Source organism: Endozoicomonas sp., assembly GCF_031844845.1.
Lineage (GTDB): Bacteria > Pseudomonadota > Gammaproteobacteria > Pseudomonadales > Endozoicomonadaceae > Endozoicomonas.
In genome coordinates, this window is record NZ_JAVRMB020000290.1 from 1 (window position 1) to 26,906 (window position 26,906).

The following is a 26,906-nucleotide window of genomic DNA, read 5'->3' on the forward strand; positions in this document are numbered from 1 at the left end:
CAAAGACTATGACGTTGATAGGTTGGGTGTGTAAGCGCTGTGAGGCGTTGAGCTAACCAATACTAATGACTCGTGCGGCTTGACCATATAACGCCAAAGCGATCTAGCATCAAGATACTAGTTTCAAGAAACAAGTATCAAAAAGCCATACACGTAGAGTGTCGTGCAAGAATTTCAGCTTAAGTAATATTGGATTCCATAGGTTAGAGATAGTGTCTTGTTTCTTGACACTTGTTTCTAGCCACTAGTTTAGGTTAGAGCTGTTGTCTTGTTTCTTGAGACTAGTTTCTAGCCACTAGCATAGCCTGGCGACCATAGAGCGTTAGCCCCACCTGATCCCATCCCGAACTCAGTAGTGAAATGACGTATCGCCGATGGTAGTGTGGGGTTTCCCCATGTGAGAGTAGGTCATCGCCAGGCACCAATTAAAAAACCCCGATAGAGCAATCTGTCGGGGTTTTTGCTTTGTACTTTTTTGAATCTCAGGGCGTCAGGGTATCTGGAGTTTACGTTGGGATTATCTCAAGTGATGTTGTTGCTGACGGATGAATCAAAGCGATTACACAGACAGGGTGTGGGAGCGAGGAAACATTCAGATCCAGCAGGCTTCATCATGTAAAATGCTTAATTCGAAGTGAATTCCTTCTGGCTTCGTTCGCCTGTAGCGGCGGCCTCTCTTCTGCTAAGAAGGGCTGCTGTTCCTCCATGACCCGCATTTCAGTCTGGACGCTATCTTTGCCTGTTCTGGTGCCTTGTAATCTCTTGGTTATGGCGTGGAGTAATCCTGTCTGTCGTTGTCGGGAATGACTTGTATCTTTTTCTTTAGCACTCGTTTTCAGAAAAGTGGTTATTTCTTTATTATTATTGGATTTAGACAAGTCAAGAGCAGTGTCATTATTATTAGTTTTTTCATGAATCTTTGCACCGAGTTCCACTAGTAATTTCACGACGCTTAAATGCCCCTTGTAAGCGGCTATATGCAGGGCGGTAAAGCCTGTATCAGTTTTTGCATCAATGTCCGAGGCATTCGTAACCAGTAATCCAACCACACCCGGGTGTCCACGTTGAGCCGCTATATGCAGGGCAGTATGGTGTGTGTTCATTGTTTCATGAATACTTGCTTTCATTTTCAGCAACCTTTCGACCAAGGTAACCTGGTTGCAATAGCTGGCCATTATCAAGGGTGTAATTAACAGGTTACTTTTCGTATCAGGTGGGAACTGTTGATTGATAAGTTCAGGTTTCTGATTCAGGATATTCATTGCTTCCGTTTCATCGCCCTCTCTACAGGCGATCAATAACGGGTGCACCTTGCATTCATCCCTCTGTATTGAACGGTTAGTCGATGCAGCCGTGGCGGGTGCTATCGGAAGAGAAGACGCTGCTTCTTCAGGCTGGCAGCTAATTTGGCTCCCGGCAGATGTGAGTTGACTTGTTGAGGGCTGTGGGCTGAAGGTCGTAGTACTTGAATCATGTTGTTGTGGATGAGGCGCAGAAGTGGATTCTCTGGGTATTTTTTCAATTACGCGCATTTCTGTGTGTTCAGCACCTCTTTCCTGCCTGCTTCTGAAGGTACGAAAGAGGAAGCCCTGTCGCGTCGGATTCGGATATGAGCTGTTGCTCTCACCGCTTTTGGACTGCTGACAGTCTTTGAGCTTTTTGATGATCTTACTGTAGTGCTTCCTCTCCCGTTTTCTGTCGGTGAATGTTTTCTGGGAGTCAGGGATTAGGGTTTCGGGAAGGGAGGGCTTACATAATTTAGCCAGTTGCAGTGGCGTTGAGCCGTCAAGCCGCTTTTCATTAATATTTGCATTGTGCTCTATCAGGTATTTGGTGATTTTTAAACGGCCATGTATAGCGGCTAAATGCATGGGAGTCGAGTCATCAGTCCGTTTGGCATTAGTATTTGCTCCTTGTTCTATCAGGCATTTAGCAACATTTGAACTGCCATGTGTAGCGGCTACATGCAGGGGTGTCGAGCCGTCATGCATTGTTGCATCCGCATTTTCTCCCTGTTCCATCAGATAACTGGCAATCTTTGAACAGTTAAGTCTGGCGGCTACATGCAGGGGTGTCCTGCCTTTATTATCTGTTGCTTCTAAATTTGCGTTACTGCTCACCAGCAACTCAACAACGGATGAATGATGTCTGGCTGTGGCTACATGCAGTGGGGTCAAGCCACAAAAATCTTTTGCATCCTTATTTGCCCCCTTGGTCAATAGAGTCTGAGTAGCGTTTAAATACCCATGATAAGCGGTCATATGCAAAAGGGTTGTATCTTTTTTTGATTTGAGCATGACTGGCTGATTGATCAGTTCTGGTTTTCTATCGAGTATTTCCTGCAGGGTTGCTGTACCCCCATTGGAAAAGGTGATTTTTAAGTTATTTACAATATCGGGGGGGGCAGCGGCTTTCGATGTGGTTACAGATTTACTGGCGTTTGTTGCAGCCGCCGCTGATGGCTGTGGAACTGCTAACCGGTTTATAAGGTTAGTTGTTGATGCTGGGGGGCTCCGTTCGACTCTCGGCAGTGTCTGGTGGACAGTCCTTCCTGTACGGGATAAACATCGCCCCCATCGTTGGCCAGATGACGAGGTTTGTTCCAAATCCGGTTGAGTAGCTATGGCAGGTATTGCATCAGCGGCTTTTTGGGGAAGTTGAATCGTCATGGTGTCGTTAGATCATCCTGGTGGGTGATTCGAAGTGGGTTGTCAGCCTTGGACTCATTATTTATGAATAAGTTGCGATCTGTTCAGTCAAAATGCTTCCCGGGATTTTCTCTCTGGTTATGGGTTCAGCAAAGAGCCTTGCCAAGGCGGTGCTGCGAATGTCTTTCCTGTGATTATTTTACATTTCCATAAAGTGCTACTTACGATGGCAGATAATCTATTTTAGTTAGATTGTAATAAAAAATCAGAGCGCCGGTGATAAATAAGATGTGGTCGATAGAGTATCGCTCTACTTAATCAGGCAATTTGCTGAGGTTGTTATGAAGTCTGTTGTTGCCAGCTTATTGTGTTTAACACTCTCTATCCTGACGGTTGCAGACACAATGTCGAATGGAATCTTTCAGTTAATAAACCAGCGACTCGTCTACATGCAGGATGTAGCCTTGTTTAAGGCCAGAAGCCACAGTGCTGTTGAAGATTTATCCAGAGAAAAACAGGTGCTTGAAAAGGCATTGATCGATGCAGAGCTGGCAGGTCTGCAGCCTGAATCCATAACGGCTTTCTGTCAGGCTCAGATGGATGCCGCTAAAGCTATTCAGTATCGTTATATGGCTGACTGGCTATTTACTCAGCCTCATAATAATGGACATCGTGATTTGGCCTCGGAGGTCAGGCCAAAGCTTCTGGCGTTGGGTGACGAGATTATTATCAGAATTGGGGATTATCTAAAGGAAGGGAGGGCTTTCGATAATAAAATGCAAAAGGAGTTTGTAAGAATTGTTAATGCGACCAATCTTTCTGAGAGTGATAAGAAGAAATTGTTCCAAAGCCTTCAAATGATCCGGTTGATTAAGAGCTAGCTGTCCTTGATGATTAGTTCAGAATAGCCAGTGGATGGATCAAAATCTCTTGAAAAACCAAGCTGTGGGTAACTATGAATAATGACCTCTGCTGTACTGTCAATAATATTGCCTTCCAATAAATGTCCACCATGCACACCTCCATGCTTATCGGCTACAGAAAGGTGAATATGCTGATGATCCGGTGTCAGTGTCCCCATTACTGAGACAATTTCAAAAGGGTCTTTAGTCGCTAAAGTGGTATCAGCACCGGCAAGACGAAGATTTATTGCTGACAGGCAACCAACACAGGAGGCAATTGAGCCTGCTGAAATGTGATGTTCATGTACCATCTGCTGAATAGCTTTCTTGAGATCGGTACCTTTGGTTAACCGGATTGCCAGTACTGAAATACTCATTGAACGATAAACTCCAGGTTACCCTCAGCTAAGTTAACGGACTCAGTTTTTCGCTCCAGTGGAGTAATCAGGAACTCACGGGATGTTTCGATGCCTAATGTTTAATATTGTCATCTCTGGAGTCTGAAAATGAAAGTAATATGCCCATGTTGTACAAGTATAGGGTTTGATTCGCAGCTACAATTAGCCGATGAGCGCCATTTAGTACGACATTGCCGGTCTGAAGCGACATTTAAAGATTTCTCCGTGTGCATAGAAGAAGCACTGAGAAATATTTCCTCAGCCTTGACGACAGGTAATGAAGAAAAACAGTTAATAAGTGATCTTAGGATGATATCAAGATCCTGTTTTATTATAGGTGAATATACTGTCGCTGCTGGTGGCCGTTTTGAATTCTCAACAAGTCAGGAGGCAGGCAACACTTATGCGCGTGTAACAGAGGTAGGTGTTTTGGTAGCAACGAAATTTGAACCTTTGTCTCCTCAAAAACGTCCCCGTAATCAAGTGTTGGATAACATTTTATGATCAGCCTGCGTGACTCAAGAATATTGCATGTAAGCACATGGTCTACAGTCTTTTAGTAGTTATTGAAGTGAGCAGGTTTTCCCGGACAAAAGAAAGCCCCGTTAAACGGGGCTTTCTTTTGTCCATATATTGTTATGCAGTTTGTTGAGGTCTCATATTGATGGGAATATTCAGTTTATTCACCATAAAGTTCAGCAGTACACCATACATAGGCAGAAAGAACAGCATGCTGATAGCCAGCTTATAGCCATAATCCACCAGGGCGATTTCCATCCAGTTTGCGGCCATAAATGGGTCTGATGATCCGGCAAAGGCCAGACTGAAGAAGCTCAGGGTATCAATCAGGTTACCGACGACGGTGGAGCAGGCCGGTGCTACCCACCAGGTTGCGTTTTGACGCAGACGGTTAAAGACGGTGATGTCCATAATCTGGCCAATCAGGTAAGCAGCAAAACTGGCGACGGCAATTCTGGCCACAAACACATTAAAATCAGCAAGGCTTTCTATGCCCAGAAAAGCACCATCCACAAACAGTACCGATACCAGGTAGGAAATCAAAAGGCCCGGGAACATGGACATAAAGATAATTTTCCGGGCCTGTTCAGAGCCGTACATTCTTACGGTCAGGTCAGTAGCCAGAAAAATAAATGGAAAGGTGAATGCACCCCAGGTGGTATGCATGCCTAAAAACTGGAAAGGAATCTGGACTAAATAGTTACTGGCTGTGATGGTAACGATATGAAATATCGAGAGTAAAAACAGGATGTTCAGGTTCAGGTTGCGGTTGCTGGTTGGCATGGCAAGTCCTTTTTCGTTGAGGTAAGGGAACTCAGGCGTCGTACCTTTATATTTGTACATTTTCGCCATTCAAAACGGGCGGTATTCTATCGGTATTTCAACCTTTGAACAAAGTAATAATTTTTGACAGCGCGTGATGCTATTTTGATGGAGGCTAATAGCGTCGATCAGGATTTTAAGATGAGAGTTATAGGTACGGTGGTGAGCTCTGCATTCATTAGGCAACTTTGCCAAAACTATGTTATTTTTTCAGCCCTATATAATAAGAACAATGGAGTAGCGCAATGCTGATCTGGTTAAGGAGAGGCTTTTTTCTCCTTGTCTCACTGTCTCTGGTTATTATCCTTACGATTTTTGTCCTTCTCCGCCAAAGCCTTCCCACTCTGGAAGGAGAGATCAGGGCGCCTTTACTGAATTCTGCGGTCACTATCGAACGAGATGCTCAGGGTGTTCCCCTGATTTCGGGCAGTGACCGTAAGGATGTTGCTTTTGCCACAGGATACCTTCACGCCCAGGAACGTTTTTTTCAGATGGATCTGAACCGACGTAACTCAGCAGGAGAACTTTCCGAGCTGGTTGGTAAACTGGCACTGGAACATGACAAGCGTCAGAGAAAGCATCGCTTTAGAAAAGTGGCACGACAGGCTGTTGAGTTGATGACTGCTGATCACAGGGCATTGCTTGATGCTTATACCAGTGGTGTGAATCAGGGTCTTGAGGATCTGGGACAGGTGCCTTTTGAATACCTGCTTCTGGGTGTTGATCCTCAGCCCTGGAGAAATGAAGATGGCTTCCTGTCGATTTTCAGCATGTACATTGATCTCAATGATGATGAAGTCAAACTGGATAATCTGAAGGGCTTCCTCAGCCGGGTAACTGCGCCAGAGGTGATTGATTTCCTCTCTCCCCTGAAAACCCGTTGGGATTCACCGCTGCAGCCTGGAATATTGCCTGATGCCTCTACTCCTGGTTCGGAGCTGGTTGATCTGAGAAGCAAAGATGCGGAGTTATACGCCAATCTTGGTGGTACGACGCTGGAAGACAGCCTGATCGGGAGTAACAACTGGGCAGTGTCTGGTGAGTTAACAGACCATGGCAGTGCAATTATTCAGGATGATATGCACTTGAGCCATCGGGTGCCGACGATCTGGTATCGTGCCTCTCTTAGTTATCCACACCCGGATCAGCCTCAGGAAATGGTTAGTATTACCGGTGTGACGTTACCGGGTACTCCGTTTGTTATTGTTGGCAGCAATACACATATAGCCTGGGGCTTTACCAATACTGCTGGCGACTGGGTTGATCTTGTAGAACTGGAGATTAAAGAGGGTCAGTACATGACCACTGAGGGGCCGAAGCCTCTGGAAAAATGGACTGAGACGATCAATGTTAAAGGGCAGGAACCCGTTACTGTCGAGTATTCGGGAACGCACTGGGGCCCCGTGGTTGACTCACTCTACGATGATACACAGTATGCCCTGCGCTGGACGGCTTATCGTCCAGAGGCAACCAACGTAAATCTGATGTATCTGGAGGTTGCCCGGAACGCTGAGCAGGGCATGGCCATTGCCAATGGCAGCGGTATTCCGCCGCAGAACTTTACGGTGGGTGACCGGGAAGGAAACATTGGCTGGACGGTTGCCGGACAGATTCCCAACCGTTCCGGTATCGATTCCACTTATCCTCTGCCCTGGCAGCAGGCTGATGACAACTGGAATGGCTGGCTGCCGGATGTGGACTACCCTCGTGTGTTCAACCCTGCCAATAAGCGGGTGTGGACGGCCAATGCCCGGATTGTCAGTGGTGAAGACTATGACAAGATGGGCAATGGCGGCTACGCTCTTGGACCACGGCAAATTCAAATCCGTGATGCCCTGATGGCTCTGGAAAGTGCCGATGAGCAGGCTCTGTTGGAAATCTCATTGGATCACCGTGCACTCTATATGGATAACTGGCGTCGTTTAATCCTGGAGACGCTCACAGAAGACGTACGAGACAGTAATCCAGCGCGGCAGAAATTCTATGGTTATGTGAAAAACTGGTCTGGCAAGGCGGCGACAGATGACGTTGGATATCGTCTCGTCAGGGAATATAACGATGCCCTGAAGCTGAAGATTATGTCTTCACTGGGTCGCTATTTCCTTTCCCTCTCACCAGAGGCCAGGGATGACGTTGAAGACGGCTTTATGCAAAAGCTGAATCATGAAACCGAGATGGTATGGCGTCTTCTGGATGAACGTCCTGTGAACTGGCTGAGTCCTCGCTATGAAAGCTGGGATGAGCTGCTGCTGGAAACCGTTGATGAGGTTATTAATGATCTGGGTGGTGTTGAACAGTTAGCCAATGCAACCTGGGGGCAAAGGAATATGGCGGAGATTCGTCATCCTCTGAGTGGTGCAATCCCGGTATTTGGCAAACTGTTGAATATGCCGGGGATACCGCTCTCTGGCGATGTCTGGATGCCTAAGGCTCAACGTTCAGATAAAGGCGTATCAGAGCGAATGGTGGTTTCGCCCGGGCGTGAAAACGAAGCGATTTTCCATATGCCCGGTGGTCAGAGTGGGCATCCTTTGTCTCCCTTCTTTAGCGCTGGCTATATGGACTGGGTGGAAGGAAAGGCCAGCCCATTCTTACCGGGTGAGGCGAAGTATACGCTGACCATGAAACCTTAAATATCAGTGAGCTTATCCTGATAACGATCTTTCCACTGAAATGAAAGGATCATCAGGACAAAGCTGACCAGGGCAGGCCATAGCCCCGGTGATAATAGCCAGCCATGACTGCATAGCCACTCCAGTAACTCGATGGAGTAGTGACCATCTGGAGTCTCAGCCATAACACGCTCAATGACTGATGTTAGTTGATCAACTACATCACCTTTCTCCATGGATGGCAGAAGACGGATATCAATAAAGGCTGAGCACTGGTCGGGAACCCTGTTAAGGGCATCGCCGCCCTTGATCAGGGTTGGCTGAAGCTGGCTGCCGAAGGGGAAGTAAGGTTCAGTATGGTTAGCAAGATGGGTCTGGCCCAGCGCTGATAGTACCTGAGCCATTAGATTGATGGCATTAACACCCTGGCGGCTCCGGGATCCGGGGTGGGCAGCTTTTCCATGAATGTTGATCCACAAGCGTAAAATGCCACGGGCTCCAATGGAGATCTCTCCCGCGCCCTGGTAACCAAGAATAATACCGTCTGCTTTGGGAGCCTTTTGGATGATTTGTTGAATGCCAGTAAAGCGTCCTGACTGCTCATCCGCATCAAAAGCAAGAACCAGCGTTCCCTTGAAGGTATCATCCTGAGAAATTTCTCTGGCGAGTATTGAAAACATCGCGATGGCCAGCCTGGCATCTGCAACCCCCCGGCCAATCATTCGATCTTCAACTATTTCTATTGTAAAAGGCGACTGGGTTTATCCATATTTCACGGAATTCTTGAGAGCTGGAAGTTAAATAGAGAATAGCCCCTGCACAACTGCCTCGGAGAAAAAATTCCGAGACGGTATCAATGACTGGCTGACTATCTGATTGGCACGATTGTCAAAGGCGAGAGCTCAGCAAGCAGAATATTACCACAGGTTCTTAGGCCACGTAATTTATCGGAATTATTCTCTATAAATTCTTTCTCGGATTTTTCCAGTTCATCTTTCATGGCCGCGCCATAGCTGGCATCCATTAACAGACTTGCCAATTGGCAGGGTTTGAAAGCATCCTTGTCAGAAGGGTTGATTGTTGACAGTTTCTGTTGTTCCGATTTTTGACTCTCTATCAAGGCTGGAAGAGCATGCGTACGCATGTTATCAGGCATATAATGTTTGCTGTATTCAATAGCCAGCTCTCCCTGCATTATGTTCTCAACACATTTTTTATTATCTAATAATTCTTTTTTTAATTCCCGATGAACGTTAGTGCTTTCCCTATTTCTTCTTTTGGTTTGCCGACCGTATCCCGATGGGAAAAAAACTCTTTCGCCCTGTTTTGATACTGCTTAATAAGTATACTTAGACAGGCAGTTTTTATATTAAATTGTTCTGTGAGTTTTTCTGTATATGGATCAAGTGGTTCTAATACCAAATTTTTGTTTTCTCTCAATGTAGAAGGTGATGTGGCGTGGTTTTTGGAAACTGCCTCTAATAATAAATTATTCAACTCAACCGGATCCACCGTTTTTAACGGTAGTGTTTTTTTCTTGATAACCATTGCTTTTTGGCAAGCAACAAATGTCCCCCCCCCTATAGCATCATTGTTTCGGAGTAATATAAGCCGATACTGACTGGTCTCTATGGGGGATTCCGTGACTTTTTTAACGGTATAGGTTCTGGCTTCCGAATCACACCCTTCTATTACTTCAATGTGCGGCCAATTTGTGGTCTCCGAATTACGCGATGAGTCTGTACGATAGAAGTGTGCAACATTATCGCCTTTGCATGTTTTAAATATAGGTAATCTAGTATTGCTTCTTGTAAATAAATAATGACAAGCAGCGCATTTATTAATGTAGTTTAATTTATTGGAAAGAATTGCATCATCAGTAGACTCTGCCTCAGGGCCTGCTAATCTTGGACGTTTAGTAGAAGCAGTCTCATCTGAAGTGTCAGGGTTTGGTTCTCTACTATTAAGTGGAGCAGAGCCAAAAAGGGATGTGTCTGTATCAGTTTGTTCTTGCTCTCCCGATTTTAAAAAGTAGTTTTTGTTTGTCTTATCACTTTCATTTTCAATTAATACCAGGATATTTTTACTATTTAAATGGTTGATGAAGGGTTTGACGATATGAATTTCTCGCTCATTAATAACAGCAAAACGATACTCGGCAGAGATGATTGCTATATCTTCAGCATAGCGGAGACTACCTGATAAGTAGACCTTTTCAGGGAAAAATTCAGTAACTGTGGCATACGAAAACGATCTTGATAATGGAGTACGGGTACATAGAATTTGTGTAGTCCTGGTCGCTTCCTTAGTTACGAAATCCATGGTTTCACATGGTGATGATGAGTTAGGACCTAATGTAAGAGTACGGTCATGAATGGATACAAGGTCAAGTGTCATTGCAGTGCACTCTCCATTAAAACGATCATCCTTTTTATTGCCAAAGCCGACATTGCCAAAGCCGACATTGCCGTGGTTGATGCAATATTTATGCAGAAGCCTGGCGGTTTCATCATATTTTGTCAGCAGCAGGTGACCGTTGTAATGAAAGTCGCCAACGATGGGTGATTATTTTTATGGATGTCCTTTTTTCTCTGCACTCGGGCCCAACTCCCTGGCCAACACCTCGAATAGATCCTCCGCGTCTTGGCCTACTTCAGGGGCCAACGCCCCCTCCAGGTCAGGGCCGCCCCCCCGGTTTGCAGGATTCAAATCCCTGTTCAGGTACAAGTCCAGGTTTAGGTCTGCAGGATCCAACGGCCCGTCCATGCCGAGGTACAAGTCCAGATCCCAGTCCAGGTCTAGGGCAGGGTCTATCGCTTTATTTCCAGGGGGGATGACTCCCATGCTGGAGCTTGCTTCTTCGCCGGTGCGTACTCTTTTGCTGGGGCCTGCATCTTGATTCGCTCCTATGCCGGGGTGCGCTCTTTTTCTGTAGGCTGTATTGACGGTTCTTAATTCTTCCAACGTTTTACGGGCTTCCGACAATACAGCCCAATTGGAATCTATGTTACGGCTATTCTTTCTAACATCTTTCAAGGTTTTAATGAGTCTCTTGCTTCTCTCAACCTGTTTCTGTGAGTCATATATTTTTGGGAGTGCTTTTTTATAGCCTCGCAGAGTGAAAGTTCCTGGCCAACTGCCACCAGTATTGGTTCCTATTACGCGACCACCCATATCAACAGCTAAACATTTAGCTTGAGCACGCTTTCGAGTGTGATCAAATTTGGCTTGAACGGAAAAGAAGTCCCATCCCGATCTGATTGAGCCGTTATTTCTACGTCGTAAACCATCGACATCAGCTGTTGATGTCGGACCGCTTTCTATTTTGGCCTTCAAATCTGCTACATATTTATCAGCATCTGCTTTCATTCTAAAAAAAGCATCCTTTAGATAGGGGTAAACATCTATGGAAGGAGCCATTGGATCAAGTTTGTAAGAAGCGGTAGTACTTGTAGCTGGATTACGGAAATATGCGACCACCACATCATCCTCTCTCCTGACAACGTATTTCATAAGATCTGGTGTGATTATAGAGTCTCTTAGAGCCTCTTTTTTCAATCGTGCCGCTTCTGTCACTGTTGCCACTGTTGCCACTGGTGCACATTCAGCAGAATCGCCAGCACGTCTTATTCTGGAGTTGACAGTACTGCACAGGGTTCCAAAAGTCTTGCTGTCCGGCTCTATTACCCGTTGGTAGTGATTGGTGTTTGGCGAACCGTCAATCAGTTCGAATTCTCCTATCTTTATTGGGCTACCATCAACAACGATAACTGGCTTTTTAGCAACGATATCTGAATTTTTAGCAACGATACCTGGATTTCCAGTTTTAAAGACTTTCTTTATAGTGATAGAAAGTCCATCGCTTAGCCCCTTGAAAATGTGAGTTAGTAGCGATGACGCTCCCGGTACAAATCCAGCGGTCAGAGTTATCGACCCAGCCACTTTTTGCTCTTTTTCCAGTTTTTTCAGCAGTGAAACATCTTTTTCCCAAGCCATTTCAAGTTCATAAATGGCATAAGTCCCCACTATATCTACAAGATCACCAACAACAGGAATCATTCCTATCACACCCACTACATCTTTGAATAGATTAAATAGTTCCCTGGTTATTTTATCACTTGCCTCCTGCTCTACCTCCTCATAGGTAGAGTGCAAATCTTCTGCCAGCATGGAAGCTACGGATGCAAGTCTCGTAGGTGCGGTTTTAATAAAGTAGCCAGCCCCCCCTCCGCCACTCCAGGTCCACGACATCTTATGATTCAGGTCAGTGTAGAACTGCAACCCATGAGAAAGTTCCCTTAGTGCACTATCACCTCCATTTTCCATCATCCACCGGAATATTTCAGGAGAATCTTTTTCGTTTTTGATTGCTGCTGCAAATTTATCAGGAAGTATTTCAACATGGCGTGAATCGTGGTCTGCTACGCCAAATGTGTTTTGATCGAATGTGAAACGCTTTCCGGTTAGATAAGAATAAAGTCCTGCCACTTTTTCGCGTGCTCCTTTATGCTCAATGAGTGCTACAACAAAGGGGTGTGCGTTTGTTGTAGTCCCCATATGAATCATATATTGATTAAGCGTATCGGGCGGGGGATAGAGCTCACTGTTTTTTTTCATCAGTTGCCTGAGACTATTTATAAAATTATTGTCTTCTCTACAATCATTGGCGAATTCATTCAGTTGTTTCTCCCAATTCATCTCAGTCAAAGATTTTACCAAAGACCGCATCATTTGATTATTGTATTGCGGACTTAAGACTATATTTTTAAACGCGTTGCGAGCGTTTATTGCTTTTCCCGTATTTATTATTACATCCAGGACTGTATACGGTTGAATATCAGTTTTTTTGGATCTCCCAATGCCGGCCTTTCCATGCACATCCGGTGAGAGTGTAACCGTCTTATAATATCCAATTGTTGTATGCAGATCCAGATTATCGTGCGGAAAGTCAGGAATGTTAGCCATCATTATCTGAACGTTAATTTTCAGATTCGTAAGAGGATATGCCAATCTGTTTAGCTTCTCTGCAATAGGCGCCCTGATAGTCTCGATCATATCCGCCTTATAGGCTTTATCCAGAATCGATGTCACGTTTTCATTGGTAAGATCGGGAAGCCAGCGTTCTACTGCCGGTGGCACCAGAAAACGCTTTATTTCCATTCCGGCTAATGCACCCTGCAATGCTTCCTCCAGAGTATAGGGTACCAGCAGTCGGAGTCCATTCACTGTGAACCTGACCCAGATCCGGTCAGATAAAGTCAGTTGTTCAGTGTCGTTACCGGGTTGAATTAAATTCAGGAAACCCTGTCGTTGTTCTTCGGATCTCCAGGTGATTTCTCCCAACGGTGGTTCACTCCGACGTCGATCTTTCTCGGCCTGGCAAGCCTGTTCGAATTCCAATTTATACGTTTCTAACTGCTCGTCCTTGTAAACACGGGTCCCCGCTTTCGCGGCCAACCATTGAATCACTGTTTCCATCAGGTCGGGTTCATATACGACAATCTCGTTTACGATCTTGTTAATGGTTGAGAGGATAAAGCGATTATCCTGAAGCTTCTCACTGAAATGCATGCATTTGCCAAGGACATCCCGGGGGGCCTGGTTGCGTTTAATGGAGTCAGTGTTGCAGTGCTCCTGACAGGCTTGGTGAAGGATATCGGCAAAGCCTCTCACGGTAATGATGTGTCGGTATTTTTCTAATTGCCAGGGCAGGATAAGTGTTTCCGGATCATACCCGGATAACGCCCCGGATAAGACCTCCCCCACACGGTAAACGGGCAGTATAACAGAGAGAGTCTCATCGGAATTCAGTCTGACCCAGACCTTATCGGATAACTTCAGCTCATCTCTACCTTCAGCAGGGAGGGAGAAGTACGTTTCAAGGCTTCGCAGTACCCGTAAATAACCTTTCAGTTGATGGGGGTCGTGAGCTTGTACGGTCGCTAAAGCACGTTGCTGTTCCCGTTCAGAATAGTGGTCGAACATTTCCAGATAGTTATGTAAGGACCCCCGCACACCAGCCCGAGATACATGGGCGTTATGTATTATTTCTGCAAAGTGCTCATGAACCAGGTAGCGACGAAATTTATCCAGTACAGGTGGAACGATCAGCTGCTTCGGATCATAGCCAGATAATGCCCCGGACAATACCTCTTTCACCGTATAGGGTATCAGTAACTGGAGCCCCTTATCTGGATGCCTCACCCAAACACTGTCTGACAAGTCCAGAGTACTGGGACCCTCTGCCGGCTGTAGCATATCCATGTAGCTAGCCAGTTCTTTAGGGAGGGGGAGGGGGAACGTGACTGTTTTGCGCTGTTGCTCACTGAGTTGTCGGTATTCCGCCATAAAATTGTTCAATGCCTTGTTTGAGTCGGGGATTGTCCATGTCCGCCCCCTTAAAGATGCTTTCAGTATTGCAAACGGGTCAGAATGACGCAGGTTGTCAGGCAGTGAAGCGGTATGATCGACAACCTTATTGATTGCCTTCAGCAGTGATGGCTGGTTATTAATAATGCGGGTAATCAGAGATTGCCCGGGTGTGGTCGTGACCGGGGGCAACGCCTCCTCAACCTCAAAAGAGCGCACTTGGTCGACAAGGTCTTCAGCAACCCATTCCGTGCGAAAACGTTCCAGTGATTGTGGCAGAATAAGCTGTGCAGCCTCATAGCGGGATAAGGCTCCGGATAAAACCGCTTGCAACTTATAAGGGATTAACAAACGGAGGCCATTGTGTTGACTGCTGACCCATATTTTATCCGACAGCGCCAGGTCTGGCCGGCCGGTTTGGGTGCGCAGATTCTCCAGGTAACCAGCCAGGTTTTTATGAGGGGAGAGCGTGACTACTCTGCGCTGTTGCTCACCGAGTCGCCGGTATTCCGCCATAAACTTGTTCAATGCCTTGTTTGAGTCGGGGATTGTCCATTCCCGCCCCCTTAACGATGTTTTCAGTATTGCAAGCGGGTTAGAATGACGCCGGTTGTCAGGCAGTGAAGCGATATGATCGACAGCAGTATTGATTGCCTCCAGCAGTGATGGCTGGTTGTTAATAATGTCGTTAATCAGAGGTTGCCCGGATGTGGTGGTCGTGACCGGGGTAGATTCAGATGGGGCATAAACAGAAACATCTGATGGCGATTGTGCTGCTATGGAATCGGCTGCTGAATTCAGCGCAGTTCCCTCAATCACCGGCGGTTCCTGGTTCAGACATTCCCCGGTCACCACTTCCTGATAGGTGAGAGCCTGTTTTATGAGCTGATAACCCTGACCGGAAACAAACCGGTAACAACTCGCAATAACCTCATTAATGGTGCTGGTTGACGGAGGGGGATCCTGGGTGGAGCCAGCATAAATATACCGGTCCAGGAACGAAGACCGGTAATGGATTTCGCCCAGTTGTCGAGCCAGGCTATCAGTCGGGCCTGTTTTTGCCAGGGCATTAATCACCTGAGCGGAAGGATCGCTGGCCAGATTTACTGCTTTACATTCAATCTCCGTCGTATTAGCAGACTCCGTGGGTGAAGCTGGTATAAATATATAGGGCTGCTGATAATCCTCTATGATCCCCAGCTGAAACAGGCTCAGGACCAGACGGCTGTACTCATAGTTTTGCTGGCTGACCGTAATGTTCGGATTGCTGCTATCAAAGGGGGGGATGTGTCCGGCCGGGTTATGCAGAAGAGTACGTATCGCTTCTACGGGACTGATTTGCGGGTCCGGAATATCAGTAACCTCCGAAATGGTTGCGGTGCTGTTCAGACCGACGGGTTCCCGGGGAAGAGGGCCTGAATCATTGGGGGGCTCGGAGAGGATCTCTCCGGCAACGCCGGGCAGGGTCAACGGGTCCCCGGGCAACGCATTCCAGATATAATTAACCATCTGTTTCAGGCAGGATGTCGGGCCATTTTGCCCGGTATTCGTTGCCTGCAGGGGGGGCGAAGGATCATGACTCTCGGCGGGGGATGGTCGGGCAGTGGCGGATTTTGCTGTTCCATTGTCGCTTTTATTGCAGCGGTTATCGAAGTGAGGGACGTCTTCATCCCCGGTGGCCTCAGTGGCCTCAGTGGCTTCCGGTGGGACCGGGCACTGATCCTCCAGATAAAGTGGCTCAATTAAACGCCACAGGTTCGCGCTCCCTTCTTCAGTCAGGGTAGCTCCCGTTTCAAGGATTTCTTGCAGCCGTTGGGAGAGCCGTTTGGTATCCTCAAACGATATCCTGTCGTCATCGGATAATCCCCCTTCTTCCGCTTCATTCAATCCCTGGTCAAGCACGGTAATAAAGTTGGCCAGATTTTTATGATTATTAATATAACGGTGGAATGATGCGGCCGTTGAAGGATCTGTGGTAGCGATGGAGGTCACTTTCCTGAGCGGCAAAGGGCCAAATAGCGGTTCTCTGACTGTATTCCAGACTATATTCCGGACTACCTTGCTTACCACCGGCGCAATGCCGTTCAGCAAGTAGATGAGCGATTCTGCCCACGGGCGTGCGGGCTTGGGGATAAACACAGTATGCTCAGGGTGTTGCCTGCGGGTAAGCTTGAAGCTGGGATTGTCAGGGGAAGGGCAGCTATTGTAGACAGCGACGGCCTCAGTGGATTCCAATGAATCGAATGGATCATTTTCCAGAGCCTGATTTTCCGCTTCAGCCATGTCGGGTTCTTTCCTGATAAAGTCTGCCACCTCTTCACGCAGCAACTTGACGGCCTCATCACTGATGTCCGAAGATTCGGTTTTTTCGGTTTTTTCGGTATTTGCGGCAGCGGTAATAATCTCCCGATACACACTGTCGCCTTTTACACCTTCGTCGAGTTGGACATATACGACACCTTCTAATTCTAATGTCTCGTTTTCCCCCAGTACCTGTCCGCCGGGAGGCGAAGTGTCAGAATAGAGCCTTACTGTAGCGCCCTGTTCAATCACTAAAATCCTGCCTTGCGGTGATCCTTCCTTTGCAGGCATTTTGGCCAGCATGGCTGGAGCAATATCATTGGCGTCGCTACAGTCTCCGAGCTGACTGATTGAACAGGCATACACATCACTGGCTCTGAAAGATTCTATTTCCTGCGGGAGATGGCTTGCGTTTCTGGTGGACAAGGGTGGGGCGGGAGTGTCCGAATCCCCCGAAGTGGACGGCATGCAGTTATCGCTGCCCGGATTGATAATGCCGATCAGATAACCAAGGGTGTTTTCACTTTGTCTTGGTGATTGTCCCAATGCTGGATACATCGATGCATTCGGAGACGATATTTGTATTTCTATTGTCATAAAAGGTACTCACCACCGTTCAAATATCAATGAATATTTATTGAACCTGCGCCTTTGAAAAATATCTATAACCAGAACTTTTTATATATTTTTTACTTGATTGAACCAAATGCCTTAATCCGAATTATCTTTTGTTATGTCACCGTTAACAGGCGATATCCTTACCAATAAGGATTCTAGATCAATTTTATTTTTTTGGAGAACTGATTTAAGTTCAACGGATTGAGATATAAGACAGCTGTCAGAAGATTTATGAATGAATGGTTAGTTTGTTAATTGACCGCCATTGAAATCGGCACAAATGTTTTTTCCGTTTGAAGGATAAAATCGCAGTTTTTTTGTGTAAGTTCAGCAGGGCGGCAGAAGCGGGTGTGCGGTCATTCATTAGATCGAAAATCCCTGCATCCCGAACTTTGTAGTAATGTGTCTTTATTGCCAATGCTTTGTTCCACACATGGCGCACACCGCCAAACTGACGGTTTAAAATTTCACCTGTTCGGGTGTTGGGTAAATGCGTACTTTAGTGGTTTTTCTTAGGGTAGACATTAAGGAATTATTCGTTGGCCCGCTTATGTTTCGACGTAGGTCGGTTCGCTTGCGAGCCGACACCCGAACCAACCGCCATGCAACACTCGACTCCGTATTTGTCGATGGTATAGACCGTCGGCTCTCCTGAACGGGGAACCGAGCTACGGCTGCCAGACCTGCTCCTCATGGGAGAGTATCCAAGTCTTTATCGTCTGCCGATTTGAAGCGGCTTAATGTCTACCCTCTTAGGATAGACATTAAGGAATTCTTCCTGATGGTGCCCTCTTTCTCTGGCCCCTGCTGACTGGCGCTGACAAGTTGATTGATACGTGTTGCGGGTCTTGAATTGGAACCACAAAGCACACGAAGAGCACAAAGGAAAAGAAAAGCTCTTCTTAATGAGAGAAGCTCTTCTTCGTGCTCTTTGTGTGCTTTGTGGTTCAGGCTTTGGCTCTTGGAATTAGTGGATAGATGCTTAATGTCTACCGTAAGCGTCTACCCTAAGAGTGGCTTTTAACATGACTGAAAACTATTGTTGCTTATTTTATGCGAGGGTTTACGACTGTTTTGCTAATTTCCTGAGAACTGGAAGGTGAAGTTGAACAGAGAATAGCGTTTGGAAAACAGCCACGGAGAAAACCACTCCGTGGCGACATCAACTATCGGCTGGCGATCAGCTGGTCTCGGGGCGCGTATGTTTTCTGGACATAGTCCTCAATCATTTTCTTATAGTCTTCAGTGATATTTTCACCTTTCAGCGTGGTGACTTTTTCGCCATCGACGAAGACTGGTGCAGAAGGTGCCTCGCCAGTACCTGGCAAGCTGATACCGATGTTGGCATGCTTGCTTTCGCCAGGACCATTAACGATACAGCCCATCACGGCAACCTTCATGGTTTCCACACCCACATACTGGTGTCGCCAGTTGACCATTCTGCTGCGCAGGAATCCATCCACTTCATCGGTCAGAACCCGGAAGAAGGTGCTGGTGGTACGTCCACAGCCAGGGCAGGCCGTCACTTCCGGAGCAAAACTGCGAACATCCAGGGCCTGCAGAATCTGTTGAGAAACGATGACTTCTTTGTCGCGGCTGGCACCGGGTTCGGGCGTCAGAGAGGTGCGAATGGTATTACCAATGCCCTCCTGAAGCAGGATGCCCATAGCCACGCTGGAAGAAACAATGCCTTTGCTGCCCATGCCGGCTTCAGTCAGCCCAAGATGCAGGGCGTATTGACAACGATCCGCCAGCATCTGGTAGACACGAATCAGATCCTGAACCCGGGAAACCTTGCAGGAAATAATGATTTTATCTTCACCCAGACCGCGCTCTACCGCAGCATCAGCACTGGTCAGTGAGGAAAGCACCAGCGCTTCATGGAGTATTTCCTGAGAAGGTTTCGGATTTTCGGATTTGGCATTTTCATCCATCAGCTGGGTGGAAAGCTCTTTATCAAGGCTGCCCCAGTTAACGCCAATACGTACAGGCTTATCGTATTTAATGGCCACATCAATCATGGCATTAAAACGATCATCCTTTTTATTGCCAAAGCCAACATTGCCGGGGTTGATGCGGTATTTGTGCAGGAGTCTGGCGGTTTCATCGTACTTGGTCAGCAGTAGGTGACCGTTGTAATGAAAGTCGCCAACGATGGGGACATTGCAGTTATGTTTGGCCAGGCCTTCATAGATAGCCGGTATCGCTGCGGCCGCTTCCTCTGAGTTGACGGTGACGCGGACGATTTCCGAGCCGGCATCCGCCAGCAGGCGAACCTGGTCAATGGTTCTTTGGACATCAGCGGTATCAGTGTCGGTCATTGACTGAACCACGACGGGAGCATCGCCGCCAATGGCGACGTGTCCAACCTGAACGGTATGGGTTTTATGACGCCTGTCCATAAACGTTGTTCTCCTGTTGATTGTGTTTCAACAATTTAAATTAGAACCAGTCAGTTTATCAGAGATTACTGATTTGTCCTGAGAGAAAAACCGAAGCATTCTATTCATGGCTTGCTCTGCTCTCTCTGTGCAATCACGGGAGGCTCCTGCTGGTTCAAACTTAAAGAGGCCACTTCCTGCGGTGAGAACATACGTGCAGGCTTTCTTTTCTGTGCAGGCTCTCTTTTTAGCTCAGGCTGTCTCTGGCTGTATATCACACGAAAAGCCATAACACTCTGAACATAGTTACGGGTTTCATCGTAGGGAATGGTTTCAATCCAGATATCCAGCGGTAAGTGGCCTCTTTGCTTTAACCACCGATTAACCGGAGTACTACCGGCATTATAGGCGGCGGTTGCAAGAATCAAACTGTTCTCAAAGCGCTTTGACAACCAGGCCAGGTGGGTGGTTCCCAGGGCGATATTAATTTCTGGCTTATAGAGCTCTGATTTTTTGCGGTAGGGTATCCCGGCTTTCCTGGCCGCCTGTTTTGCCGTGGCTGGCATTAATTGCATCAGACCCATGGCCCCGGAGTGTGAGCGGGCCCTGGGATTAAAGGCACTTTCCTGACGGGCAATGGCCAGAACCCAAGGGTAATCCAGGTCACGTTTTTTCGCATATTTGCTGAAGATATCGGACTCGGGTGCAGGGAAGCGAAGATCCAGATCATCCCAGAGCGCTGCACGAGCTGCCGACATAATGGCCTGGTGATGCCATTCCCACTGTTGGGCCAGATAGGGGATTAATTTTTTCTGGGTATTGTCCAGGTTTGGGGTAATCCGGTTGAGTTCTGACTGTGCGTTATAGAAGCGCTCATGGTATATCCATTCACGAATGCGCTTAAAACCCGGGTAATATTGTTTGAGTTTCTGCAGGTCTTGCAGGCGAATAGCTTTCTGCTGGTGGTTTAGCTGAAAAGATTGCCCTTTGAGGTCAGCGACCAGAAAGGCATAGAAGTTACGCTCTTTGCTCAGTGCTCTGAGTGTGGGTGTTTTGAGAAGCGTCGGTTTCTTTGAAAATGGTATCGCCCCCACAGGGTTATTTTCTTCCTGATATTTTAACTGGGCAACTTCACCCCAATAGCGCCAGCGACTGTGATTCTGGAAGGACTTGGGCAAACGGGCAATCAGTGTCAGAACGTTGTCCCAGTTTTGCTCAGCTAATGCCAGTCGGATTCGCCACTCGGTCACCTTGTGGTATTGAAAATCGGGATCCAGCCGGGCAATGAGGGTTTCTGCATTGTCCACAAAGTTTTTTGCCGCTTTCATGGCCAGTCGCTGGTCAATCATTGACCGTTGTTTCAGGGAAAATGGGTGGCTGTCCCGTAGTTGCAACCAGGTATTGACGGCAAGGTCCAGGTCTTTGGAAGCCAGCCTCTTAATGCCATGGATCATAATGGTCCGCTGGTGTTCAAGCTGACCATTAAAACGGGTTGAAGCCAATAGCCCGGGATCTTTATGTATCTTCCAGAACCGCTGGGTGGATGCTTTGAAGGCCGGGTCTGTAATGGACTTATCAAGATAGAGTGCCAGGGATGTGTTGTTCTGTTCTGCTGCCATCCAGAAACGGGTGATTATCAGGCTCTGGGAAAGTTCGCCTGCAGATTTCCAGCTTTCGAAAAGCGGATCGCAGGCCTGATTCTGAGAGCTGCCCTTAAGCCAGAGCGTTTTTGCTTCCTGCCAGGCTCGCTCTTTATGCCCCGTTTTTTGCAGGGCAATACCTTTCAGGCATTGATAGCGACCACCATCATCCTGTTGATAGGCGGCAAGATAGGATTGCCAGCGCTGGTTACTGGCCAGGTAGCGGAGCCATTGCCACTGCAGCTGGTCTGCCTGAGGAAGGTCCGGGTACTTGTTGGAGAAGCGGTCAATATCCCTCTGGCGCAGATTTTTCAGATTACCTGACAGGCTGAGATACTCCAGATAGGGAGCCAGAGGGTAATCATTAAGCTCAGAACGATACTTCTGGTAAGGCTGGTAGTCGCCTTTTTTTAATGCTTTTTCAACGGAAATGAACAGCGATTGCTGTCGGTTAAGGTCATTACCAAAGCTGAACGGAGAGAACAGGAGTGATATGGCCAGCGAAAAACAAGTAAAGCTATGAGATAAATTGTTTAACATAACAAAAGCGTTTCTACCTCTGTGATCCTTATGGGTGACTGCGTAAAACATCCTGTTTTACTCTTTATGTTTTGCCAAAAGTCCTGTCATCATACTGTATGACACCTGCCTTTTATGAAGGCTTTATGGATAAATCACGGCAGATTTTTTTACCTGCTTTTCATAGATTGTTATATTTTGCCGTTTGATACCAGTCAATCGGCAGTTTAACAGCAGGGTATAGCCCTGAAGCTGGTGAAAATTACGGATTTTTTCGAGGCTTTTGTGAGAGTAAGGGGAGAGGCGGTAAATTAATATTTAGAAGATTCCTTTATATTTTTCTTATTTTAAGAAGAGCTTAGATAACTCTATAGTGAGGTGTAGCGATTATGGCAAAAGAAACGACTGTGCGTGCAAGAATAGATGAGGGATTAAAGCAGGAGGCGGAAGATATTCTTCGTCAGCTGGGATTAACAACCTCACAGGCCATTAACCTCTATTTCAGTCAGATTGTGTTGCATCGGGGAATGCCTTTTGATGTGCGTCTGCCAGAAGAACCTGCTGAGAAATAATAACGCTTATGATTCGGTTGTGCTCTATTGATGAACTGCAGGATCCGGGCAGCAAAGGCTTCCATAATGAACGCGGGCATGTGTTCGCTGTTCGTCAGGGAGATCAGGTTTATGTGTATGAAAACAGCTGCCCTCACTTTGGCATTAACCTCGAGTGGCAACCTGATCAGTTTCTGGACTCAGAAAAGCGACTGATTCAGTGTGCTACCCATGGCGCACAGTTTCTGATGGAAACCGGAGAGTGTATTGCCGGGCCTTGTCCGGGAGACAGGCTTACTGCGTTGGATTGCCAGGTCAAAGGCGGAGTTGTCTACCTGATATAAACGTGTAGCGACTCCATTGATCAATGCTCCTGATCAATTATCTATCAGCGCCTCTGTGTCAAACTGGCGGAAAATGATTAGAAGAGACGGACTATGAGTTTAGACCAAAACCAGCTGATTTCTGACGTTATGCGCAATAGCGTTATCGGTCAGATTGAGGCTCTCCGGGCTTTAGAGACCCGGATCAATGGTAGTTTCAGTGCTGCCCTGGAGTTGTTGGCCGAGTGTCGTGGGCGGGCCATTATGTTTGGCATGAAGCAGTCCGGGCTGGTGGGGCAGAAAATCGCTGCCACTCTTTATGCCACAGGGCTGTCCACACACATACTGAATGCCGCTGAAACCTGGGAAGACAATCTGAGTATGATTGGTCCCGGCGACGTGATTGTCATGCTGTCTTACAGTGGCAGAACGGAAGAACTGCTGCGCCTTTATCCGGCCATCCGGCAAATGGGCAATAAAGTGATCGCCATTACCGGAGATCCCAATGGGCCGGTAGCCGAACAGGCAGATATTGTACTGGATGCCAGTGTGGTGGAGAGCCGGGAAGACCGCGCACAGGCGCCGACGACCTATACAACGGTTCTGCTGGCCATTGGTGACCTGCTGGCGGAAACGTTGATTCGTCGACGGTTGTTCAGCTCACCCGAGGCTCAACAGAGTGACCAGAAAATGGTCTGGGTGCGGGATGTTGTCCAGCGGGGAGAGCTGGCGGTAGTTTCGCCGGATTGCAGCCTTCGTAAAGTGATGCAGACCATGACCCGTCATCGGACTAACCTGTGCCTGGTGATGGACGGTGACTTGCTGTGCGGCATTATTACGGATGGTGATCTACGTCGTAACCTGGCCGGAGTAGAGAGCCTTCAGGGGATTCATGCAAGAAATATTATGAATGGCACACCTGTTTGTGTTCAGGAAAATATCAGTGCTGAAGAAGCTCGGTTGCTAATGAAAGAACAGGGCATTCATTCGCTGGTGGTTAAGGATCGTGATCAGCAGGTTATTGGCCTTCTGACTATGGATAAAGTTTAGTTAATTTTTTCTTTATTAAGGGTGTATGTTTCATACACCCTGTCACCGTTTGACCGACTATCAAATCTGTTAAGCTCATCTCTTCTGTTTGTGCATCTTCCTTTATTGGAGCAGGGTTCGAACAGTCATAATTTTTTCGTTCAATGAAGATAATGGCTTAATGGATAAAATTGACCGGAATATCCTCCGTGAACTGCAAGAAGATGCAACGCTTTCTATGGTGGAACTGGCCGGGAAAGTAAACTTATCGCCTACACCGTGCTGGAAGCGTATCAAGCGTCTTGAGAGTGAAGGTTTTATCACAAAGCGTGTTGCCTTGGTGAACCCCGCCAGGGTGGGGCTGGGCGTCTCGGTCTTCGTTCATATCAAGACTCGTCATCATAACAGTGAGTGGCTGGAATCCTTTGGGGATGTGGTGAGTGGCTACCCGGAAATAGCTGAGTGCTATCGGATGAGTGGTGAGTATGACTACTTGCTTCGGGTTGTGGTGAAGGATATAGAGTCCTTTGACCGGTTTTATAAGGCGCTGGTTAATGCTGTGGATGGACTGACAGATGTTACCTCCAGCTTTGCCATGGAACAGATGAAGTACACGACAGCGTTACCACTATAAGGATTTGTTCTGGAATAACTTCCTTGCGCTTTTGTGGGCTACTGCATGGTTGCAATGCGTTAACCTCGTTCCCATGCTCTGCGTGGGAATGCATACCGGAGCTGGCCGAATGATGAGGGATCTCTCTTTTCCCGGATTTGTGGGCGTTTCATGCAGGCTGTTTTATTTGTGACGGGTTCGGTATGCATTCCCACGGGGGACCGTGGGAACGAGGAGAAACCCTCCTCGCTCCCACGCTTTTAGGCCCTGTGGGTCCTGCGTGGTAGCGCCAGGACCCAACCACAGACACGATTCCTGTGGTTGGCTATGCATTCCCACGCAGAGCGTGGGAACGAGGTTCACACCGTCATCCCCGCGAAGGCGGTTGTCGCAAAACCCTCCTCGCTCCCACGCTCCCACGCTCTGCGTGGTAGCGCCAGGACCCAACCACAGACACGATTCCTGTGGTTGGCTATGCATTCCCACGCAGAGCGTGGGAACGAGGTTCAAAACGGTTCACCCGCCACTCATACCCATCAATAACACCGCTCTCGTAATACCCAGCCCAGTCATAAAAAAACGGCGCCCAGCTACCACTGGGCATCAGCGTCATCAATCCGATGCAGCTAAAAACAACCACCGCAGAAATGCCGTACTCCACAGGCTCACCCGTCCGGAACCGCCCACCAAATAAATGAAACCGCCGGTCACTGTAGGGGCTTAACGGCACCCCGGAAACCGTCATGGCATCCGTGAGAATATGCGTCACCCCACCCCAGCAAAACGCCATAATCAGCGTGCTCGCCAATCCCCCGGGCAGCAGGAAAATGGCCGCGATCCAGGCCAGGCTCCACACGCTCAGATAATGGGTCGAAGTCCGGTGTTTTACCGGCCTGCCAACCGCCTTTAACACCCACTCCATCCAGTCCGGAGCAGTGGCCCCGATAATGGTTGGTGGTACCAATCGTACGTCATAAACAGCAGTGACCGCCCCGGCGATCAGGACGTGGTTAATCCATTTCATAAGGGTTTAGTGTTTTTGGTTCTGATGTGGGCGGTTACATCAAAAAACTTTTTAAGGCCATGGTCTTCTGGCTCTCTGTCTTTCCAGCCACCAGTAACGGTTACCTCATAGACTTCCATACCAAGAACATCTGCACAGCGCACAGTGCTTTTACCATTGTCCGTTGTTGTCAGATAGGCCTTCATGAAGTCTTTTGAGTCATGTGAGCTTATTTTATCTTTAATTAAGTTGTCGGTGACGCTATTAGTGATATTGGCATAGGTCATGCGTTTTGGCCTTGCCATAGGCAATTTTTGCTCTGTACAAAATTTCTCGAATTGGTGCGCTTCTACGGTGCTCATAAAAAAATCTCTACTGTCAATTTTTAATGATTTCTTTACTTCATCAAATATCCATTCATCACGGGTAAATATGGTGGTGAAAGTACTAAACCCCAGATCCTTTCTCATGCTTCTTTTGGTTTTCGACACGCAGAGTAAATTACCTTCAAAAAGAATGATTTGAGTCTCCAGCGTTTCGTTTATATTTTTGAATTGCGGTGCATAATCATCTTTATACTGTTTCAGTATTGCTTTTACTTCTGCATCCTCAGTTTTTACTGCCCCAGTGGTCTGTCCACTTTCAGCCTCTCCCACTGCCGGTGTTTTGGTATCACTGATAATGTATTCAGAAATTGCCGTTCCAGGTTTTATTGGTACTTCTGGTCTGGTTTTCTTCAATTGTGCATTCAATGTTTCTCTTGATCGTTCTCTTTGCTCTCCGGGCAGGTCAGCGAGTCTGACAACCTGCCCATTCATCATGCCAATATCGCTAATTAAATCATTGCGCCCTGTATCTTCCTGATAGTGCTTAAAGGCACTCTTAATTGCTTCCGGTTTCATTTTCTGTCCTCAGTAGTTCCAACAGGTGCGGGCACAACGGCCATTCTTTTTAGCCAGTTATTCAAACTTGACCGTTTATCTTCTGAGCACTGCCCGGTAATCCCGAGACGTGCCGTAGTAATGCTTGCTTCCGCCTGGATCAGTGTTTTATGGGCGCCCAGCAGTTTCTCCATCAACGCCACCTGTTCATCGGTGCTGACAATGCCTTTTTTTACTCGTATCTGTGAGCGGGCTTCTAAGGCCCGAAAGAGTGTTATTTCCCGCCGGGCATGGTTTCGTGTGTAGCTATGGCCGTTAAAAATCGACCTATAAGCTCAGCGGTGCCTGTGCGCCGCATGTATTCCCTTTCCCGTTGTCGGTTTAACTCGGTAGCGGAATAAAGCGGCATACTGGCGACAATGCCAATGTATTCTTTGCCGATGGTGGTGTTGTCAGCGGTGACGACGCCCTGGGTACGAAGGCCGGCCTCCAGGTTCAGCTCCACATAAAATTTGGTGGGTTCCGGGTAGCAGTTGATGGCTTGCAGAAAGATACCATCGCTATCGAGCCAAAAGAAATAGGACATCCACAAAACAAGACAAAAAAAATAAGAAATAGGACATCCACAATCTAAACCCCCCCCTGTGTCAGCATAGTTGTCACCTCTCCTGAAATTAGAAATCTAAACAGGGGGCGGTCAGTGAGTGATCAATGGCCCGCTATTCAGAAGAGTTCAAAGAGTCCGTCATTCAGAAGATGATGCCACCCAATAATGTG

21 protein-coding genes, 2 rRNA genes and 1 pseudogene are annotated in these 26,906 nt (G+C 47.3%); 10 read left to right on the forward strand and 14 right to left on the reverse strand.

Translation table 11 applies throughout. The annotated features are described in order from the left end of the window. Together RM811_RS15655 and rrf are read left to right on the forward strand one after the other, a co-directional pair. Nucleotides 1-87, forward strand: a 23S ribosomal RNA gene (locus RM811_RS15655); the annotation flags it as partial. Between the two features lie 217 nt (nucleotides 88-304). After that, a 5S ribosomal RNA gene (gene rrf / locus RM811_RS15660) occupies nucleotides 305-420 on the forward strand. Nucleotides 421-611: 191 nt separating this feature from the next. On the opposite strand, the gene RM811_RS15665 is transcribed toward rrf, so the two are convergent. After that, the gene (locus tag RM811_RS15665) at nucleotides 612-2,669 is read right to left on the reverse strand and encodes an ankyrin repeat domain-containing protein (protein WP_402526094.1); all 2,058 of its coding nucleotides are present in this window, start codon (nucleotides 2,667-2,669) and stop codon (nucleotides 612-614) included. Nucleotides 2,670-2,989: 320 nt separating this feature from the next. Between RM811_RS15665 and RM811_RS15670 the strand changes: the two genes are divergently transcribed. After that, on the forward strand, nucleotides 2,990-3,529 hold the full coding sequence (locus tag RM811_RS15670; RefSeq protein ID WP_402526097.1) for a chorismate mutase: 540 nt from the start codon (nucleotides 2,990-2,992) through the stop codon (nucleotides 3,527-3,529). Here RM811_RS15670 and RM811_RS15675 read toward each other — a convergent pair. Next, a complete protein-coding gene (locus RM811_RS15675; protein ID WP_402526100.1) occupies nucleotides 3,526-3,927 on the reverse strand; it encodes a PPC domain-containing DNA-binding protein in 402 nt (133 codons plus the stop codon). The genes RM811_RS15670 and RM811_RS15675 overlap by 4 nt on opposite strands. Before the next feature lie 129 nt (nucleotides 3,928-4,056). Here RM811_RS15675 and RM811_RS15680 point away from each other — a divergent pair, with 129 nt between their 5' ends. After that, the gene (locus RM811_RS15680) at nucleotides 4,057-4,452 is read left to right on the forward strand and encodes a hypothetical protein (protein WP_402526103.1); all 396 of its coding nucleotides are present in this window, start codon (nucleotides 4,057-4,059) and stop codon (nucleotides 4,450-4,452) included. Between the two features lie 132 nt (nucleotides 4,453-4,584). Here the strand turns inward: RM811_RS15680 and RM811_RS15685 are convergent, their stop codons facing one another. Continuing rightward, nucleotides 4,585-5,250: a 7-cyano-7-deazaguanine/7-aminomethyl-7-deazaguanine transporter gene (locus tag RM811_RS15685; RefSeq protein ID WP_402526139.1), complete on the reverse strand. Its 666-nt coding sequence runs from the start codon at nucleotides 5,248-5,250 to the stop codon at nucleotides 4,585-4,587. A gap of 284 nt (nucleotides 5,251-5,534) precedes the next feature. Between RM811_RS15685 and RM811_RS15690 the strand changes: the two genes are divergently transcribed. Beyond that, nucleotides 5,535-7,922, forward strand: coding sequence for a penicillin acylase family protein (locus RM811_RS15690; RefSeq protein WP_402526105.1), 2,388 nt, complete (start codon nucleotides 5,535-5,537; stop codon nucleotides 7,920-7,922). On the opposite strand, the gene RM811_RS15695 is transcribed toward RM811_RS15690, so the two are convergent. From RM811_RS15695 to RM811_RS15705, 3 genes are all read right to left on the reverse strand, one after another. After that, the gene (locus RM811_RS15695; RefSeq protein WP_402526141.1) at nucleotides 7,919-8,644 is read right to left on the reverse strand and encodes a M20 family metallopeptidase; all 726 of its coding nucleotides are present in this window, start codon (nucleotides 8,642-8,644) and stop codon (nucleotides 7,919-7,921) included. The two genes, RM811_RS15690 and RM811_RS15695, sit on opposite strands and share 4 nt — an antisense overlap. Before the next feature lie 125 nt (nucleotides 8,645-8,769). Then, the gene (locus RM811_RS15700) at nucleotides 8,770-9,057 is read right to left on the reverse strand and encodes a hypothetical protein (RefSeq protein ID WP_402526108.1); all 288 of its coding nucleotides are present in this window, start codon (nucleotides 9,055-9,057) and stop codon (nucleotides 8,770-8,772) included. Between the two features lie 80 nt (nucleotides 9,058-9,137). After that, nucleotides 9,138-10,223: a hypothetical protein gene (locus tag RM811_RS15705; protein WP_402526110.1), complete on the reverse strand. Its 1,086-nt coding sequence runs from the start codon at nucleotides 10,221-10,223 to the stop codon at nucleotides 9,138-9,140. A gap of 48 nt (nucleotides 10,224-10,271) precedes the next feature. Between RM811_RS15705 and RM811_RS15710 the strand changes: the two genes are divergently transcribed. After that, nucleotides 10,272-10,466, forward strand: a complete 195-nt coding sequence (locus RM811_RS15710) for a hypothetical protein (protein WP_402526112.1) — start codon at nucleotides 10,272-10,274, stop codon at nucleotides 10,464-10,466. A gap of 6 nt (nucleotides 10,467-10,472) precedes the next feature. On the opposite strand, the gene RM811_RS15715 is transcribed toward RM811_RS15710, so the two are convergent. From RM811_RS15715 to RM811_RS15730, 4 genes and pseudogenes are all read right to left on the reverse strand, one after another. Then, on the reverse strand, nucleotides 10,473-17,168 hold the full coding sequence (locus RM811_RS15715) for a hypothetical protein (protein ID WP_402526115.1): 6,696 nt from the start codon (nucleotides 17,166-17,168) through the stop codon (nucleotides 10,473-10,475). A 250-nt stretch (nucleotides 17,169-17,418) separates the two neighbouring features. Beyond that, nucleotides 17,419-17,664, reverse strand: a pseudogene (locus tag RM811_RS15720) (helix-turn-helix domain-containing protein); the annotation flags it as partial. 691 nt (nucleotides 17,665-18,355) lie between these two features. Continuing rightward, on the reverse strand, nucleotides 18,356-19,591 hold the full coding sequence (gene ispG / locus RM811_RS15725; RefSeq protein ID WP_402526117.1) for a flavodoxin-dependent (E)-4-hydroxy-3-methylbut-2-enyl-diphosphate synthase: 1,236 nt from the start codon (nucleotides 19,589-19,591) through the stop codon (nucleotides 18,356-18,358). Nucleotides 19,592-19,695: 104 nt separating this feature from the next. Then, nucleotides 19,696-21,750 (reverse strand): transglycosylase SLT domain-containing protein, encoded by a 2,055-nt coding sequence (locus RM811_RS15730; protein ID WP_402526119.1) that lies wholly within the window; start codon nucleotides 21,748-21,750, stop codon nucleotides 19,696-19,698. A gap of 368 nt (nucleotides 21,751-22,118) precedes the next feature. Between RM811_RS15730 and RM811_RS15735 the strand changes: the two genes are divergently transcribed. The 4 genes from RM811_RS15735 to RM811_RS15750 all read left to right on the forward strand — a co-directional run bounded on the left by RM811_RS15735 (nucleotide 22,119) and on the right by RM811_RS15750 (nucleotide 24,266). Continuing rightward, complete coding sequence (locus tag RM811_RS15735; protein ID WP_402526121.1) at nucleotides 22,119-22,301, forward strand: type II toxin-antitoxin system RelB/DinJ family antitoxin; 183 nt, start codon at nucleotides 22,119-22,121, stop codon at nucleotides 22,299-22,301. An 8-nt stretch (nucleotides 22,302-22,309) separates the two neighbouring features. Further along, complete coding sequence (locus RM811_RS15740; RefSeq protein ID WP_402526123.1) at nucleotides 22,310-22,624, forward strand: Rieske (2Fe-2S) protein; 315 nt, start codon at nucleotides 22,310-22,312, stop codon at nucleotides 22,622-22,624. 93 nt (nucleotides 22,625-22,717) lie between these two features. Beyond that, nucleotides 22,718-23,653: an SIS domain-containing protein gene (locus RM811_RS15745; protein ID WP_402526125.1), complete on the forward strand. Its 936-nt coding sequence runs from the start codon at nucleotides 22,718-22,720 to the stop codon at nucleotides 23,651-23,653. 160 nt (nucleotides 23,654-23,813) lie between these two features. After that, nucleotides 23,814-24,266 carry an Lrp/AsnC family transcriptional regulator gene (locus tag RM811_RS15750; RefSeq protein ID WP_402526127.1) on the forward strand — a complete coding sequence of 151 codons (453 nt, stop codon included), beginning with the start codon at nucleotides 23,814-23,816 and terminating at the stop codon, nucleotides 24,264-24,266. 451 nt (nucleotides 24,267-24,717) lie between these two features. On the opposite strand, the gene RM811_RS15755 is transcribed toward RM811_RS15750, so the two are convergent. From RM811_RS15755 to RM811_RS15770, 4 genes are all read right to left on the reverse strand, one after another. Beyond that, a complete protein-coding gene (locus tag RM811_RS15755) occupies nucleotides 24,718-25,269 on the reverse strand; it encodes a metal-dependent hydrolase (RefSeq protein ID WP_402526129.1) in 552 nt (183 codons plus the stop codon). Next, the gene (locus RM811_RS15760) at nucleotides 25,266-26,150 is read right to left on the reverse strand and encodes a hypothetical protein (RefSeq protein WP_402526132.1); all 885 of its coding nucleotides are present in this window, start codon (nucleotides 26,148-26,150) and stop codon (nucleotides 25,266-25,268) included. The genes RM811_RS15755 and RM811_RS15760 overlap by 4 nt, the downstream gene beginning before the upstream one ends. Then, nucleotides 26,147-26,323 (reverse strand): hypothetical protein, encoded by a 177-nt coding sequence (locus tag RM811_RS15765; RefSeq protein ID WP_402526134.1) that lies wholly within the window; start codon nucleotides 26,321-26,323, stop codon nucleotides 26,147-26,149. The genes RM811_RS15760 and RM811_RS15765 overlap by 4 nt, the downstream gene beginning before the upstream one ends. A gap of 80 nt (nucleotides 26,324-26,403) precedes the next feature. After that, a complete protein-coding gene (locus tag RM811_RS15770; RefSeq protein WP_402526137.1) occupies nucleotides 26,404-26,715 on the reverse strand; it encodes a hypothetical protein in 312 nt (103 codons plus the stop codon). Nucleotides 26,716-26,906 lie beyond the last annotated feature (191 nt).